This is a genomic window from Pseudomonas sp. IzPS59 (genome assembly GCF_014863505.1).
GTDB lineage: Bacteria > Pseudomonadota > Gammaproteobacteria > Pseudomonadales > Pseudomonadaceae > Aquipseudomonas > Aquipseudomonas kribbensis.
In genome coordinates, this window is the sequence record NZ_CP062251.1 from 2,183,084 (window position 1) to 2,197,997 (window position 14,914).

At 60.8% G+C, this 14,914-nt stretch carries 10 protein-coding genes; 7 read left to right on the forward strand and 3 right to left on the reverse strand.

All coding sequences use genetic code 11. From position 1 onward, the window contains the following. The first annotated feature begins 104 nt into the window (after window positions 1–104). Together IF189_RS09825 and IF189_RS09830 are read left to right on the forward strand one after the other, a co-directional pair. Window positions 105–800, forward strand: a complete 696-nt coding sequence (locus tag IF189_RS09825) for a DUF1266 domain-containing protein (RefSeq protein ID WP_134826066.1) — start codon at window positions 105–107, stop codon at window positions 798–800. After that, window positions 797–3,493 (forward strand): J domain-containing protein, encoded by a 2,697-nt coding sequence (locus tag IF189_RS09830; RefSeq protein WP_192553197.1) that lies wholly within the window; start codon window positions 797–799, stop codon window positions 3,491–3,493. The genes IF189_RS09825 and IF189_RS09830 overlap by 4 nt, the downstream gene beginning before the upstream one ends. Here IF189_RS09830 and IF189_RS09835 read toward each other — a convergent pair. The 3 genes from IF189_RS09835 to IF189_RS09845 form a co-directional block, all read right to left on the reverse strand. Then, window positions 3,490–5,181, reverse strand: coding sequence for a molecular chaperone HscC (locus IF189_RS09835; protein WP_134826068.1), 1,692 nt, complete (start codon window positions 5,179–5,181; stop codon window positions 3,490–3,492). The two genes, IF189_RS09830 and IF189_RS09835, sit on opposite strands and share 4 nt — an antisense overlap. A 108-nt stretch (window positions 5,182–5,289) precedes the next feature. Continuing rightward, window positions 5,290–8,568: a PAS domain S-box protein gene (locus tag IF189_RS09840; RefSeq protein ID WP_134826069.1), complete on the reverse strand. Its 3,279-nt coding sequence runs from the start codon at window positions 8,566–8,568 to the stop codon at window positions 5,290–5,292. A gap of 69 nt (window positions 8,569–8,637) precedes the next feature. Beyond that, a complete protein-coding gene (locus IF189_RS09845; RefSeq protein ID WP_085711996.1) occupies window positions 8,638–9,528 on the reverse strand; it encodes a LysR family transcriptional regulator in 891 nt (296 codons plus the stop codon). Between the two features lie 140 nt (window positions 9,529–9,668). Between IF189_RS09845 and leuC the strand changes: the two genes are divergently transcribed. The 5 genes from leuC to asd all read left to right on the forward strand — a co-directional run bounded on the left by leuC (window position 9,669) and on the right by asd (window position 14,877). Beyond that, on the forward strand, window positions 9,669–11,087 hold the full coding sequence (leuC, locus tag IF189_RS09850; protein WP_134826070.1) for a 3-isopropylmalate dehydratase large subunit: 1,419 nt from the start codon (window positions 9,669–9,671) through the stop codon (window positions 11,085–11,087). A 10-nt stretch (window positions 11,088–11,097) separates the two neighbouring features. After that, window positions 11,098–11,742, forward strand: coding sequence for a 3-isopropylmalate dehydratase small subunit (gene leuD, locus IF189_RS09855; RefSeq protein WP_134826071.1), 645 nt, complete (start codon window positions 11,098–11,100; stop codon window positions 11,740–11,742). Between the two features lie 36 nt (window positions 11,743–11,778). Beyond that, the gene (locus tag IF189_RS09860; protein WP_134826072.1) at window positions 11,779–12,546 is read left to right on the forward strand and encodes a class I SAM-dependent methyltransferase; all 768 of its coding nucleotides are present in this window, start codon (window positions 11,779–11,781) and stop codon (window positions 12,544–12,546) included. A 69-nt stretch (window positions 12,547–12,615) separates the two neighbouring features. Next, window positions 12,616–13,698 carry a 3-isopropylmalate dehydrogenase gene (gene leuB / locus IF189_RS09865; RefSeq protein ID WP_134826073.1) on the forward strand — a complete coding sequence of 361 codons (1,083 nt, stop codon included), beginning with the start codon at window positions 12,616–12,618 and terminating at the stop codon, window positions 13,696–13,698. 66 nt (window positions 13,699–13,764) lie between these two features. Further along, entirely contained in the window at window positions 13,765–14,877 is a 1,113-nt protein-coding gene (asd, locus tag IF189_RS09870) for an aspartate-semialdehyde dehydrogenase (RefSeq protein WP_007956451.1), read from the forward strand. The last annotated feature ends 37 nt before the right edge of the window (window positions 14,878–14,914 follow it).

A 14,914-nucleotide genomic window follows, 5' to 3' on the forward strand; every position in this document is an offset into this window, starting at 1 on the left:
GCAGGAAAACTGCGGTTCAGCTTTGCCACCCGCGGCGGTTTCTCTACAATCCGCCGCAGTTTTGTCGACCCCCATCCTTACCGGTCGGCCTGGAGCCTTTTCTCATGGACGATATTCAACAGCGCTGGCTGTGCGCCCTCTCTGCGCCTATGGCAGCGCTCAACACCGGCGCCGGGTACGACGACCCCGCGTTCTGCGATGACCATTACATCGATCTGAAAGACAGCTGGGGCATCGATGACCGGCGGCAGTTGTTCGACATGCTTCAATGGATGACGGACGACGGTCATGCCAAAAACCTGAGTGGAGCCTATCTGGCGTGGCAGCGTTGTTTGCCGAGTCAATGGCACGCCTTGCTTGAAGATCTGAGTCCTCGCGAGCGTGTCCTGCATGAGTTTGCCAGTCGCACTTTCGGCAGTTGCGGCCCAGGAGGGATTTTGTCCTGGGACTATGGGCGGATGGGCTTTCTCTTGCGTTGCGCGGTGCGCAATCAGTGGATAGATCTGGTCGAAAGCAACTGGCTGCACAGCCGTTTGGCTGTCAGGGCGCAATTTCACTACGGTAACTGGATGTCCTACTTCAATGGCTTTGTTGTGGGGCGCACCTTTTGGTGCTGCTTGAGCAAAAGCGACGACGAACTGGCTTTCGAGCTGGAGCGGCAAGGGGACAGCGCTCATAACCTGCGAATCGTCCGTGGCCTCGCCCAGAACATCCCGCACTTTCTGGCGGACTTGCCTTGGCACATGGAGATTGATTCGTTACCCCGTCCGGCATCGCTCAAGGAGTTCGACTGGTCATGAGTTGCTGGATTCGCCTGGGCATCGAGCCCACTTCCGACGAAACCCTGATTCGCGATGCCTACCGCGCACGTCTGCCGTCGCATCATCCGGAAACCGATCCTGAAGGATTTCAGGCGCTGCGCATGGCCTACGAAAACGCCTTACGCCTGGCGCGTGAAGACGAGGAAGACGGGCCAGAAGAAGGCATTGAAGAGTCAGAGCAGGAGCTTGTCGAGGTCCCGCAGGCGTTCATGGATTTCTGCGAGTTGCTTGATGATCCCGCGCGACGGTTCAATGTCCAGGCGTGGCAGGCGTTTGTCCGGGCGCTGGATGAGCTGTCGCTGGAGCACCTTGATGAACTCAGTTGGGGGCTCTACCACCGGATGGCCGACGCCGGTCCGCTGTCCTATCGTTGCGCGAATCTGTTGGCCAGGCGTATGGCCTGGGACCAGCAGTTACTGGATCTGGAATTCAATGACGCTCATCGGGTGGAAGCCTTTCTGCGGCGAATCGAAACGCCTGATCCGTTTGATACCGATCTGATGAGCACCTGGTCAGAAGCCGCGCAGACCGAATCACTCTGGTACGCACGCAGTCTCGACTTCATCTTCACCAAGCGTCCTTTCCATGAGTTCGCCGATTTCGCCAGCCAGCACACCTGTCTGCCCTTGCCGGATGATGCTGCGTTCATCAAGCGTTTGCTGGTGCAATTCACGCAGGCGAGCATCGGTGCGCCGACATTCTTGCAGTGCTGTGTCGAACGGCAACTTGAATCACCCGATGATGTGGACTGGCTGTACCTGGTGGCCTGTCAGAGCAGTCTGCTGGGGTATGACGATCAGGCATTGCCGTACTGGATCCGGTTGTGGAATGAACATCGCCATCCGATGGCCGAAAGTCGTCTGCTGGAACTGTGTACCAAGCGGCAACCGACTTTTCTGCCTCTGCTGATTCAGGCGTTCGATTGTCTGGGCGATTTTTCTGACTGGCCTGCGGATCTTGGGGATGACGCCCAGGTGTATGGCAGTCCCTCACAACGCCCCGAGACGCTAAACCGTTGGTTGGGTGTCGGGCGGTTGAAGCTTGATAGCCTGGCGCAGAGTTTTGTCGGGTGGCGCATGACGGGCGATGAGCTCCCGTTGCTGGCGCAATTGCTGGGTGAAAATGCCGACAGCCGACTGCTGCATCTGTACCGACATGCGTGGGCGCTGCATCGGGGTGATGCGATCTTGCTGCAGAGGATTCTGGACCAGCCGCTTCCGGTCGATGCGCTCGAATGCCTGGTGTTGAGCGGGTTCAAGGCTCAGGCCGGGCAGCACCTGCGCTGGTTGAGCGATGCGCCGATTGCGCAGGCGATGAATGCCTTCAGCGAAGCGGATTCAACACCGCGACAATTGCCGCAGGAACTGACAAAAGGCGAGCAGCACAAGGTCTGTCGCCTGTGGCTGCGTCGCTCGCGGCCCTACAGTGATGCCGCGCTGGAGCGAATCGCCGAAGCATTCAGGTTGGGTGCCGTCAAAGACGACTGTGACTTGTCCGAGCTCGATCTGCTTCTTCAGTTGAGTCGTCGCGGGACAGGGTTGCCGCCGGTCGGGCTGGGTGAGGCAGCCGGGGAGTGGCACGCGCAGACCCTGTTTTTACTGGCGTTGCTGGATCAGCCGGAGCGCTGGCTGCAACTGATCGATGCGCAGTGTCTGGAGCGTCTGCCTTTCAATCCGGCTCATCCTTTGAGTCGATTGCAGCCACTGTTGCGGCGTTTGCAACGTGAGCAAGGTAATTGCGACGGACTGCTGGGCTGGCTGCAAGGCAATGACCCGGTACACGGCTTGTTGGTGCAGCAATTGTTCAGTGTGCAACAGGCACTCGACAGCGCCCGATTGCCATCCAATACCCTGCTTTACACCTGTATCGAAAGCGACCGCGCTGCATGTGGCGACGATCTTCTGGGTTTGTTGATGTTCTGGGGCGTGCTTTATCACGACCCGAGCCTGAGCGCCGAGCAGCATCGTGTCTTGCTGCAATCGATTGCGTCGGTCAGTTGCGAAGACGACTGGTTCGAGGGTTTTCGCGACGCCTTGATCAAGGGTGAACCGGTGTGGCCACCGCGCAAGGTGTTGACGGATTTTGGTGTCGACAAACTGTTGGCGTACGAGGCGCTGGATGCGCTCAAGGGCATGGTTCGCCATGGCGCTGCCGGTGTGCCGAAAACCCGGGTGTTGCGCCAATTGCAGCAGGGCAAGGATGATATGCAGAACAGTGTCGGTTTGCGCCTGGCGCTGTGTGCCCTGCTGTCCTGGTCGGAGCGTTTGCTGCTGGCCAAAAGTGATATTCAACCGGTACCGGCGGGGGCGATCTGGCGCCTGGGGTCGCGGCTGGGACGCAAGGCTTTTATCGCTCAGGTCCTGGGGTGCGTGGTGATTGCGCCGGTGGCAGGTCTGATCAGTGGTACCACGCTCTTTGGGATTCTGATCCTGTTGCTCGGTATTCTGTTGTTATTCGGCGCCACTCTGCGCCGATTGCACGACATGGGGCGAGGCCTGCCCACGCTGCTGATATTCATGGCGCTGTCACCGGTCTTGCCGTTCCTGCCGCTGCTGCTATTCGGTTTTCCCGGTGACAAGCTGCCCAACCGATATGGCGTGCCGCCGGACAGCGGCAGTGACGAGATGCTCTCCGGCGGCCTGCAGGCTGCGCTGCGGCGACTCAACGGTTAAAGGCGCAGTTGATCCAGAGCCTTGTTGATTTCCGAGCGATGGCTGGCGATCTCTGCCGGCTGCTGTCCGCTGAGTACCGTAGTGAAGTGGTGCAGCCACTCGGCAATGTGTTCTCGCTGCGTGCCCAGACTCTGCATCCATGCCCGCTCCAGGCGGGCCAGCAGGGTGCGGTTGGGCAATGCATCACGCGGATGGACCTTCAGCGTTGACAGTCGGTTATGGCTGTCTCTGCGCGCTTGTTCATCCAGTCCGGTGGGGCTGCGATCGATGCTGTGGCTGTGCCGTTCGCCGGTCTCGAGCAACGTGACGTCGACTTCGAGCAAACCGTTGATGTCGTAACTGAAGCGTACGTCCAGCTCCTGGATGTTATCGCTCGGCGTCAAGGTGACATCGAAAGCGTCGATGAGGATGTTGTCACGTACCCATGGCCGCTCACCCTGGTAAACGGCAATGCGCAGCAGCTCCTGCCGGGGATGGGTTGTGTGGTAGCGCTCCACCCGTGACGTTGGAATGATGGTATTGCGTTCGATGATCGGCGAAAAAGCCCCGTCGATGCCTTTGCCACGCATGGTCTCGATGCCCAGCGTATACGGGCAGACATCGGTCAGGATCAATTCTTCAATTGCGCTATCACGCGCCTTGCACGCCGCTTGCGTGGCAGCACCGAGCGCGACAATCGTGTCCGGATCAAGATGTCGATAAGGCAGGCGTCCGAACAGTGTGGCGACCAACTGTTGCACCGCAGGCATCCGCGTTGCGCCGCCCACCAGCACCAGACTGTCGAGATCCCGTGGTTTCAGGCGCGCATCGCGCAGAGCCTGTTCGATCGGCGCGCGCAATCGGGTCAGTAGCGGTTCCCAGATTTTCACGGCAGCGGCTTCATCCAGCGACCATTCATACAGTTTGTCGGCATGGCGCCAGCTCAACGATTGAGTGCCTTCGCCGAGTTTGCATTTGAGTTGTTCCAGAGCATCGCCCAGGCTGGCCATGCCTTGCGGATCAATCATCGACGGGGTCAGTTGCCAGTTTTTCAGACAGGCGTTCAACAGTGCGGCGGTAAAGTCTTCGCCACCCAGAAAGTTGTCACCAGTGGACGCATGCACCTCGATCAGCGGCAAAGCATATTCCAGCACCGTGACATCGAAGGTCCCGCCGCCCAGATCGAAGATCAGTGTGCGTTCGAATTTCTGTTCATGCAGCCCGTAGGCCATGGCGGCAGCGGTCGGTTCGTTGATCAGTCGGGAGACTTTCAGGCCCGCCAGTTCGGCAGCGAACAGCGTGCGTTTACGCTGCTCGTCACTGAAATACGCCGGCACGGAAATCACCGCTTCAGATACCGGGTGGCCGAGAAAGGCTTCGGCGTCCTGCTTGAGTGAGCCGAGCACCAGTGCCGAGAGTTCTTCCGGGCTGAATGAGCGCCCGCCGAGTTCCAGACGCTTGTCACTGCCCATGAAGCGCTTGAACGCCGCCGTTGTGCGTTCCGGGTGGGTAGTCAACCGGGCGCGTGCCGCTTTGCCTACCAGAATGCTGTCGTCTTCATCGAGACTGACGACGGAAGGTGTGAGCACGTCGCCGAGGGCGTTGGGAATCAACCGGGCCTGACCGTCCTGCCAGACGGCGATCAGACTGTTGGTGGTGCCAAGGTCAATGCCCAGCAGGGCCGGGCGGGGGAGGGTTGCATCCTGCATGATCGATCTCGAAACAGCGCGAAAAAACGCGACCCTACAGGTTGCCGGCAACACTGGCAATTCCCGGTCCTGCGTCAACACCGGCGGTATGCAACTGCAGGTGTCTGCTTACTCCAGCAAGCCTTTCAACACCTCCAGCGCCACCGGCCGACTGTGCAGATAACCCTGATACAAATGGCAACCCAGCCCCTGCAGAAACGCCAACTGCTCCGGAGTTTCCACACCCTCGGCGATCACCTCCAGTTCCAGGCTGCGGGCCATGGCGACGATGGCGCGGATGATCTCGGCGTCGTTGGGGTCGCTGGTGGCGTCGCGGATGAAGGACTGATCGATCTTCAGGGTGTCCACCGGCAGGCGCTTGAGGTAGGTCAGCGATGAATAACCGGTGCCGAAATCGTCCATGGCGAAGCTCACGCCGAGCTTTTTCAGACGGCGCATCTTGCTGATGGTGTCTTCCAGGTTCTGGATCACGATGCCTTCGGTTATTTCCAGTTTCAGCAGCGAGCAAGGCAGGCCATGACTGGTCATGCTGTGTTCGATGCGTTCTACGAAGTCGTTCTGGCGGAACTGCCGGGGACTGATGTTCACGCACAGGCTGAACGCCAGAGGATCGATCAGGCCTTCGGCGATCAGTTGTTTGAAGGCATCGCAGGCCTCATCGAGAATCCAGGTGCCGACCTCGAGGATCAGCCCGCTGTCCTCCAGGACCTTGATGAATTCTGTGGGCGATTGTGCACCGAGTTCCGGGTGATTCCAGCGCACCAGTGCTTCTGCACCGATGATGCGGTTGTCCCGGGCATCCACTTGCGGCTGGAAATGCACGTTGAATTCGCCACGGGACAGCGCCAGTCGCAAATCGGTCTCCATGCGCAGCCGTTCGCTGGCCGCTTTCTGCATGGTGTTGTGATACATCTGCGTGGTGTTGCGCCCGGAGTCCTTGGCCCGATACAGCGCGATGTCCGCGCGTTTGAGCAGGTCGGTCGGGGTCGAGCCGTGATCGGGAATCAGCGCCACGCCGATGCTCGGCGTCACTTGCAGGCGCTGGCCATCGAGGAACATCGGCTCCGACAGCAGTTCGCGGATGGTGTCGGCCAGCTCCCGCACCTGAACGCTGACCTCGTTGCGCGTGCCTTCCAGGCCGCTGAGCAACACCACAAATTCATCGCCACCAAGCCGCGCCACGGTGTCTTCCATGCGCACACTGGCTTCGAGACGTGCGGTGATGATCTTCAACACCGTGTCGCCGACCGGATGGCCGAGCGAGTCGTTGATGTGTTTGAAGTGGTCGAGATCGAGAAACAGCAGCGCGCCGCGCAAATTGTGGCGTTTGAGCAGGGCGATCTGCTGGCTCAGGCGATCCATCAGCAGTGCGCGGTTGGGCAGGTTGGTCAGCGGATCGTGATAGGCCAGATGGCGGATCTGCGCTTCGGCGTTCTTCAGCAGGCTGACGTCCCGGGCGGTCATCAGCAGGCAGGCGATTTCGTTGAGGGTGATCGGCTCGACCGAAACTTCCACCGTCAGCAATTCCCCGCGCTTGTTGCGCCCGAGCATTTCCTGATGATGCACGCGGCCCTTGATCTGTAGCTCGGCGAGTAACCCCGAGCGCTGTTTTTCCTCGGCCCAGATGCCGACCTGATACACGGTTTTGCCCACCACTTCGTCGGCGCGGTAGCCGGTCAGGCGACAGAAACCGTCGTTGACCTCCAGATAACGCCCGGTGTCGCGCTCGGTGATGGTGATCGCGTCGGGGCTGGAGTGAAATGCCTTGGCGAACTTCTCTTCACTGGCCTTGAGCGCTGCTTCCGAGCGCTGTTGCTGGGTGATGTCACGCAGCGTGGTGACGATGCACGGCTGGTTGCCGACGCTGATCTGGCGGCTGGAAATCACACAGGTCAGCGATTGGCCGTCCTTGTGCTGGACGATGATCGCGACATTGCTCAGGCCCTGTTCGCGGATCACCCGCTCGATGCGTTGCAGGCTTTTCGCCGAGGCGTCCCACAGGCCGATTTCTTCAGCGGTATGACCGATGACGTCAGTGGCGCTCCAGCCGAAAGTCTGGGTGAAGCTGGAGTTGATCTCGATGAACTCCCCGGTTTCCTGGCGGGTCACGCAGATCGGGTCGGGGCTGACCTGGAACAGCGTGGCGAATTTTTCTTCCGAGGCCACCAGCCGTTGTTCGCGTTCGACCTGATCGGTGATATCGAACAGGGTACCGGCCATGCGCAGCGGCGCGCCGTTTTCATCGCGATAGAGGCGGGCGCGGCTTTCCAGGTAGCGCGAGCTGCCGTCCGGCAGTTGCACGCGATACGTCAATTGATAGTTGCCCGCCGGGCCTTCGCGCAGGCTGCGGTAGGCGTCGCGCATGCTGTCGCGCTCCTCGCCGGGTACGCCTTCGAAGAATTCGTCGAACGATTCGTGGAATGGAATCGGCTCCAGCCCGTGCAATTGCGCGGCCCGGGCCGAGCCGTAGAGCATGCCGCTGGGAATGTGCCAGTCCCAGGTGCCGAGTTGCGCCGAGTCCAATGCCAGATCGAGGCGTTCCTGGCTGTCCTTGAGCGCATGTTCGGCGGCTTTGCGTTCGGTGGTGTCGAGAAAGGTGCTCAGCAGATAAGGCTGGCCTTCGAGTTCGACTTTCTGTGCGCTGAGAATGCCGTCGTGGACCTGGCCATTGCTGGCGCGGAACTGCACTTCCATGCTGATCAGTTCGCCCTTGGCCTTGGTCTTCTTGACCAGCTCCGCCCGTTGCTCGGGATGCACCCACAGGCCAAGTTCCAGGGTGGTGCGACCGATGGCGCTCTGCACCGGCCAGCCGAACAGGCTTTCGAAATACTGGTTGGCCTCGCTGATCAGGCCGTCTTCCTGGCGGGTCAGCAGCACCATGTTCGGGCACAGATGAAACAGTGTGGCGAAACGTTTCTCCGAGCTGCTGAGCGCCTGTTCCCGTTGCCGCTGGTGGGTGATTTCACGGATCACCCCGATCATTCGGGGGCGGCCATGCTTGTCCGGCAGCAGGCTGCCGTTGATCTCCAGCCAGTGCAGGCTGCCATCGGGCCAGCGAATGCGGTGGTGCATCGCCTGTTCCAGCGGCGCGCCGGCAATCACCGCGTGGAAGGCACGAATGGTTTTCGCCCGGTCTTCCGGCGGCAGCAGGTCAAGGTATTCCAGGTCTTCGGGCAGTGGTTGCCGTGGATCGAAGCCGAACAGGGCCTGAGTGCCTCGAGACCAACTGATCTGCCCGCGCTCGATATCCCAATACCAGGCGCCGAGGCGGGCGCCGTTGAGCGCCGCGAGCAATTGCGGCGCGCTCTCCCAGCTCTGTTCTGAACGCCGTGGATCAATGGCCTGAATACGCGGCATCGGCGGAATACGGTCAACAGATTTCGGCATTGTTAAGGGGCCTTGAGCTGATTTGGGCGTTAGGCACAGGGGACGGCAGCTCTATAGGAGTAGCACAAGTCAGCCGAGAGTCCCTGGCAGATCGATTTGCGCGTCCAGCAGGGCCATAAAAGCCCGTGCAGCATTCGACAGCGTCCGTTCGGTGTGCAGGATATAGCCTAGCTGGCGACTGAGCTGTATGCCCGGCAAAGGTATGCGCGCCACCTGTTCATCGAGCATGGTGCGCGGCAAAACGCTCCAGGCCAGGCCGATCGAGACCATCATTTTGATGGTTTCCAGATAGTTAGTGCTCATGGCGATGTTCGGCGTCAGGCCCTGAGCCTCGAACAGGCGTTGGACAATATGGTGGGTAAAGGTGTTGCCGCCGGGGAAAACCGCCGGATGACCGGCAATATCCGCCAATGTGACAGCGCCGTTGCTGATCAATGTGTGTTCCGGGGCGACCACGAAATCCAGCGGGTCATCCCAGACCGGCGTGGCCTTGACCAGTGTGTGCGGCTCCGGCGCCAGGGTGATGACCGCCAGCTCTGCGCGGCCATGGAGAATCTCCTCGTAGGCCACTTCCGAATCGAGGAACTGAATATCCAGCGCCACCTGTGGGTAACGGCGGGTGTATTCCCGCAGTAGAGGCGGCAAACGGTGCAGGCCGATGTGGTGACTGGTGGCCAGGGTCAGGCGGCCGGTGACTTCGCCGGTGAGGTTGGTCAGGGCGCGGCGGGTGTCATCGAGCACGTTGAGAATCTGATAGGCCCGTGGCAGCAGGGCCCGGCCGGCCTCGGTCAGGCCCACTTCACGGCCCAGCCGGTCGAACAGCCGCACATTCAATTGCTGCTCCAGCCCGGCGATGCGTTTGCTGATCGCCGGTTGCGTCAGGTGCAGGCGTTCACCGGCGCCGGAGAAGCTTCCGGACTCGGCAATCGCGATAAAAGCATTGAGGTTGGCCAGATCCATGTTCGTATTCCAGTTGGTTATCCAAAGCATAAAAAATATGAATTTGAGTTATTCAATCTAACCCCATAGGATCGGCCTCACAAGCCAAAGGGTTATTGATAAGCCCAGGGCATAGAAACAAGCTGATGAGGAAACGTCTGATGGCCGGCAAAACGCTCTACGACAAGCTCTGGGATTCGCATTTGGTCAAGCAGCGCGACGATGGTTCGGCGCTGATCTATATCGATCGTCACATCATCCACGAAGTGACCTCGCCGCAAGCGTTTGAAGGCCTGCGTCTGGCCGGGCGCAAGCCGTGGCGCATCGATGCCAACATCGCGACCCCGGACCACAACGTACCGACCACCCCGGAGCGCAAGGGCGGCATCAGCGCCATTGCCGACCAGGTCTCGCGTTTGCAGGTTCAGACCCTCGACGACAACTGCGACGAATACGGCATCGTCGAATTCAAGATGAACGACGTGCGCCAGGGCATCGTCCACGTGATCAGCCCGGAGCAGGGCGCGACCTTGCCGGGCATGACCGTAGTTTGCGGCGACTCGCACACCTCGACCCACGGCGCATTCGGTGCATTGGCCCACGGCATTGGCACCTCCGAAGTCGAGCACGTGCTCGCCACCCAGTGCCTGGTCGCCAAGAAAATGAAGAACATGCTGGTGCGCGTCGAAGGCCAGTTGTCGTTCGGCGTGACCGCCAAGGACATCGTCCTCGCGGTGATCGGCAAGATCGGCACCGCCGGCGGTAACGGCCATGCCATCGAATTTGCCGGCAGCGCGATTCGCGATCTGTCCATCGAAGGCCGCATGACCATCTGCAACATGTCCATCGAAGCCGGCGCCCGTGTGGGCCTGGTGGCGGCGGACCAGAAGACTGTGGATTACGTCAAGGGTCGTCCATTCGCACCGAAAGGCGCCGAGTGGGATCTGGCGGTCGAATCCTGGAAAGACCTGGTGTCCGATGCCGACGCGCATTTCGACACTGTGGTTGAACTCGACGCTGCGCAGATCAAGCCGCAAGTCAGCTGGGGCACTTCCCCGGAAATGGTGTTGGCCGTTGATCAGAACGTGCCGGACCCGGCCAAGGAGATGGATCTGGTCAAGCGCGACTCGATCGTCCGCGCCTTGAAATACATGGGTCTGACCGCCAATCAGGCGATCACCGACATCCAGCTCGACCGCGTATTCATCGGTTCCTGCACCAACTCGCGCATCGAAGACTTGCGCGCTGCTGCGGTGATCGCCAAGGGCCGCAAGGTCGCGTCGACCATCAAGCAGGCCATCGTGGTGCCGGGCTCGGGTCTGGTGAAGGCGCAGGCCGAGGCCGAAGGTCTGGACAAGATCTTCCTCGAAGCCGGTTTCGAATGGCGTGAGCCGGGTTGCTCGATGTGCCTGGCGATGAACCCGGACCGTTTGGAGTCCGGCGAGCATTGCGCCTCGACGTCCAACCGTAACTTCGAAGGCCGTCAGGGCGCCGGTGGCCGTACCCACCTCGTCAGCCCGGCCATGGCCGCTGCGGCGGCGGTGAACGGTCGTTTCATCGACGTTCGTGAATTGATCTAAGGAGCGCAGCATGAAAGCTTTTACCCAGCACACTGGTCTTGTCGCGCCTCTGGATCGTGCCAACGTTGACACCGACCAGATCATCCCGAAGCAATTCTTGAAGTCGATCAAGCGCACCGGTTTCGGCCCGAACCTGTTCGATGAGTGGCGTTACCTGGATGTCGGCCAGCCGTATCAGGACAACTCCAAGCGTCCGCTGAACAAGGAATTCGTGCTCAACGCCGAGCGTTATCAAGGCGCCAGCGTGTTGCTGGCCCGCGAAAACTTCGGTTGCGGTTCCAGCCGTGAACACGCGCCGTGGGCGTTGGAAGAATACGGTTTCCGCAGCATCATCGCGCCGAGCTACGCAGACATCTTCTTCAACAACAGCTTCAAGAACGGCTTGCTGCCGATCATCTTGAGCGACGCGGAAGTCGACGAACTGTTCAAGCAGGTCGAGGCCGCGCCGGGCTATCAGTTGCAGATTGATCTGCACGAGCAGACCGTGACCAGCCCGAGCGGCAAGGTGTACCGCTTCGAGATCGACGCGTTCCGCAAACACTGCCTGCTCAACGGCCTGGACGACATCGGCCTGACCTTGCAGGACGGCGATGCGATTGCGGCGTTCGAAGCCAAGCATCGTGCGAGCCAGCCGTGGTTGTTCCGCGACGCGTGAATTTGAAAGGTTGAAACCCCAAAAAAGGAAGTCCCCATGACCAGCACCGCCCAGCACAGTCAGGTTGTACAGAAGCAATTCGGTGAACAGGCCGCCGCCTACCTGAGCAGCGCCGTTCACGCTCAAGGCACTGAATTTGCGCTGCTGCAGGCTGAGCTGGCGGGGCAGGGCGAGGCTCGGGTGCTGGACCTGGGGTGCGGCGCCGGGCACGTGAGTTTTCACGTCGCCCCGCTGGTGAAGGAAGTGGTGGCCTACGACCTGTCGCAGCAGATGCTCGATGTGGTGGCCGCCGCTGCGGTTGATCGCGGGTTGAACAATGTGTCCACGGTCAACGGTGCCGCCGAACGCCTGCCGTTCGCCGATGGCGAGTTCGACTTCGTGTTCAGCCGTTATTCGGCGCACCATTGGAGCGACCTCGGCGTGGCCCTGCGTGAAGTGCGTCGGGTGCTGAAACCGGGTGGGGTGGCGGCGTTCATCGATGTGCTGTCGCCGGGCAGTCCGCTGTTCGACACCTATTTGCAGAGCGTCGAGGTGCTGCGCGACACCAGCCATGTGCGCGATTATTCTGCCGGTGAGTGGCTGCGTCAGGTCAGCGAGGCCGGACTGCACACCCGCAGCACCACGCGTCAGCGCCTGCGTCTGGAGTACAACAGCTGGGTCGAGCGCATGCGCACGCCCGAGGTGATGCGCGCCGCGATCCGCCAGTTGCAGCAATCGATGGGCAACGAAGTGCGCGAATATTTTGAGATTGAGGCCGATGGTTCGTTCAGTACAGATGTACTGGTGCTCTGGGCCGAGAAATAACTTTAGAACGACAAGCATTTTTCCGGGCGCGCCAGTCGATGGCGCACCGACTGAAGACACGAGGAAAGCATGAGCAAGCAGATTCTGATTCTCCCAGGCGACGGTATTGGTCCGGAAATCATGGCCGAAGCGGTCAAGGTGCTGGAGCTGGCCAACGACAAGTACAGCCTGGGCTTCGAGCTGAGCCATGACGTGATCGGTGGCGCCGCCATCGACAAACACGGCGTGCCGCTGGCCGACGAAACCCTCGACCGTGCCCGCGCCGCCGACGCTGTGCTGCTGGGCGCCGTGGGCGGCCCGAAATGGGACACCATCGAGCGTGACATCCGCCCTGAGCGCGGCCTGCTGAAAATCCGTGCGCAACTGGGCCTGTTCGGCAACCTGCGTCCGGCAATCCTGTATCCGCAACTGGCCGATGCCTCGAGCCTGAAGCCGGAAATCGTTTCCGGCCTGGACATCCTGATCGTCCGTGAGCTGACCGGTGGCATCTATTTCGGCGCGCCGCGTGGCACTCGCACCCTGGAAAACGGCGAGCGTCAGTCCTACGACACGCTGCCGTACAGCGAAAGCGAAATCCGCCGCATCGCCCGTGTCGGTTTCGACATGGCCATGGTTCGTGGCAAGAAGCTGTGCTCGGTGGACAAGGCCAACGTGCTGGCGTCCAGCCAGTTGTGGCGTGAAGTGGTCGAGCAGGTGGCCAAGGATTACCCTGCGGTCGAACTGAGCCACATGTACGTCGACAACGCCGCCATGCAACTGGTGCGTGCGCCGAAGCAGTTCGACGTGATCGTCACCGACAACATGTTCGGCGACATCCTGTCCGACGAAGCGTCGATGCTCACCGGCTCCATCGGCATGCTGCCGTCGGCCTCGCTGGATGCCAACAACAAGGGCATGTACGAGCCTTGCCACGGCTCGGCGCCGGACATCGCGGGCAAAGGCATCGCCAACCCGCTGGCGACCATTCTGTCGGTGTCGATGATGCTGCGTTACAGCTTCAATCTGCACGAAGCGGCGGATGCCATCGAGAAAGCGGTCAGCGTGGTGCTGGATCAAGGCCTGCGCACCGGCGACATCTTTTCGACCGGTTGCACTAAAGTCGGTACGCAGGAAATGGGTGACGCAGTAGTCGCCGCGCTGCGGAATCTGTAATCTCTCGGGCCCGCTGCGAAATTCAATACAAAGCAGCGGCCCACTTTTCAAGAAGGTGTAGTTGCGATGAAACGTGTAGGTCTGATCGGTTGGCGCGGTATGGTCGGTTCCGTGCTCATGCAGCGGATGCTGGAAGAGCAGGATTTCGATCTTATCGAGCCGGTGTTTTTCACCACTTCCAATGTCGGTGGCCAAGGCCCGTCCGTGGGCAAGGACATTGCTCCGCTCAAGGACGCTTACAGCATTGAAGAGCTGAAGACCCTCGACGTGATCCTGACCTGCCAGGGCGGCGACTACACCAGCGAAGTGTTCCCGAAGCTGCGCGAAGCCGGCTGGCAGGGTTACTGGATCGACGCGGCCTCGAGCCTGCGGATGAACGACGACGCCGTCATCATCCTCGACCCGGTCAACCGCAAGGTCATCGACCAGCAACTGGACGCGGGCACCAAGAACTACATCGGCGGCAACTGCACCGTCAGCCTGATGCTGATGGGCCTGGGCGGTCTGTTCGAGGCCGGTCTGGTCGAGTGGATGAGCGCGATGACCTATCAGGCGGCCTCCGGTGCCGGCGCGCAGAACATGCGTGAACTGATCAAGCAGATGGGCGCGACTCACGCCGCTGTTGCCGATCAACTGGCCGACCCGGCCAGCGCGATCCTCGACATCGACCGCCGTGTGGCCGAAGCCATGCGCAGCGACGCGTACCCGACCGAAAACTTCGGCGTACCGCTGGCCGGCAGCCTGATCCCGTGGATCGACAAGGAACTGCCGAACGGCCAGAGCCGCGAAGAGTGGAAGGCCCAGGCCGAGACCAACAAGATCCTCGGCCGCTTCAAGAGCCCGATCCCGGTCGACGGCATCTGCGTGCGCATCGGCGCCATGCGTTGCCACAGCCAGGCGCTGACCATCAAGCTGAACAAAGACGTGCCGATCGCCGACATCGAAGGGCTGATCAGTCAGCACAACCCTTGGGTCAAACTGGTGCCGAACCAGCGCGAGATCAGCATGCAGGAGCTGAGCCCGACGAAAGTCACCGGCACCCTGAATGTACCGGTCGGTCGTCTGCGCAAACTGAACATGGGCTCGCAGTTCGTTGGCGCGTTCACCGTCGGCGACCAGCTGTTGTGGGGCGCGGCCGAGCCGCTGCGTCGCATGCTGCGGATCCTGCTGGAGCGTTGATCGCTTGAAGCAATGAACGAACCCGTGCCTTGCAAGA

Bases quoted from the DNA above. Each gene is read 5' to 3' on its own strand.
- IF189_RS09825 (WP_134826066.1), top strand. From the start codon at position 105: ATGGACGATATTCAACAGCGCTGGCTGTGCGCCCTCTCTGCGCCTATG.
- IF189_RS09830 (WP_192553197.1), top strand. From the start codon at position 797: ATGAGTTGCTGGATTCGCCTGGGCATCGAGCCCACTTCCGACGAAACC.
- IF189_RS09835 (WP_134826068.1), bottom strand. From the start codon at position 5,181: ATGCAGGATGCAACCCTCCCCCGCCCGGCCCTGCTGGGCATTGACCTT.
- IF189_RS09840 (WP_134826069.1), bottom strand. From the start codon at position 8,568: ATGCCGAAATCTGTTGACCGTATTCCGCCGATGCCGCGTATTCAGGCC.
- IF189_RS09845 (WP_085711996.1), bottom strand. From the start codon at position 9,528: ATGGATCTGGCCAACCTCAATGCTTTTATCGCGATTGCCGAGTCCGGA.
- leuC (WP_134826070.1), top strand. From the start codon at position 9,669: ATGGCCGGCAAAACGCTCTACGACAAGCTCTGGGATTCGCATTTGGTC.
- leuD (WP_134826071.1), top strand. From the start codon at position 11,098: ATGAAAGCTTTTACCCAGCACACTGGTCTTGTCGCGCCTCTGGATCGT.
- IF189_RS09860 (WP_134826072.1), top strand. From the start codon at position 11,779: ATGACCAGCACCGCCCAGCACAGTCAGGTTGTACAGAAGCAATTCGGT.
- leuB (WP_134826073.1), top strand. From the start codon at position 12,616: ATGAGCAAGCAGATTCTGATTCTCCCAGGCGACGGTATTGGTCCGGAA.
- asd (WP_007956451.1), top strand. From the start codon at position 13,765: ATGAAACGTGTAGGTCTGATCGGTTGGCGCGGTATGGTCGGTTCCGTG.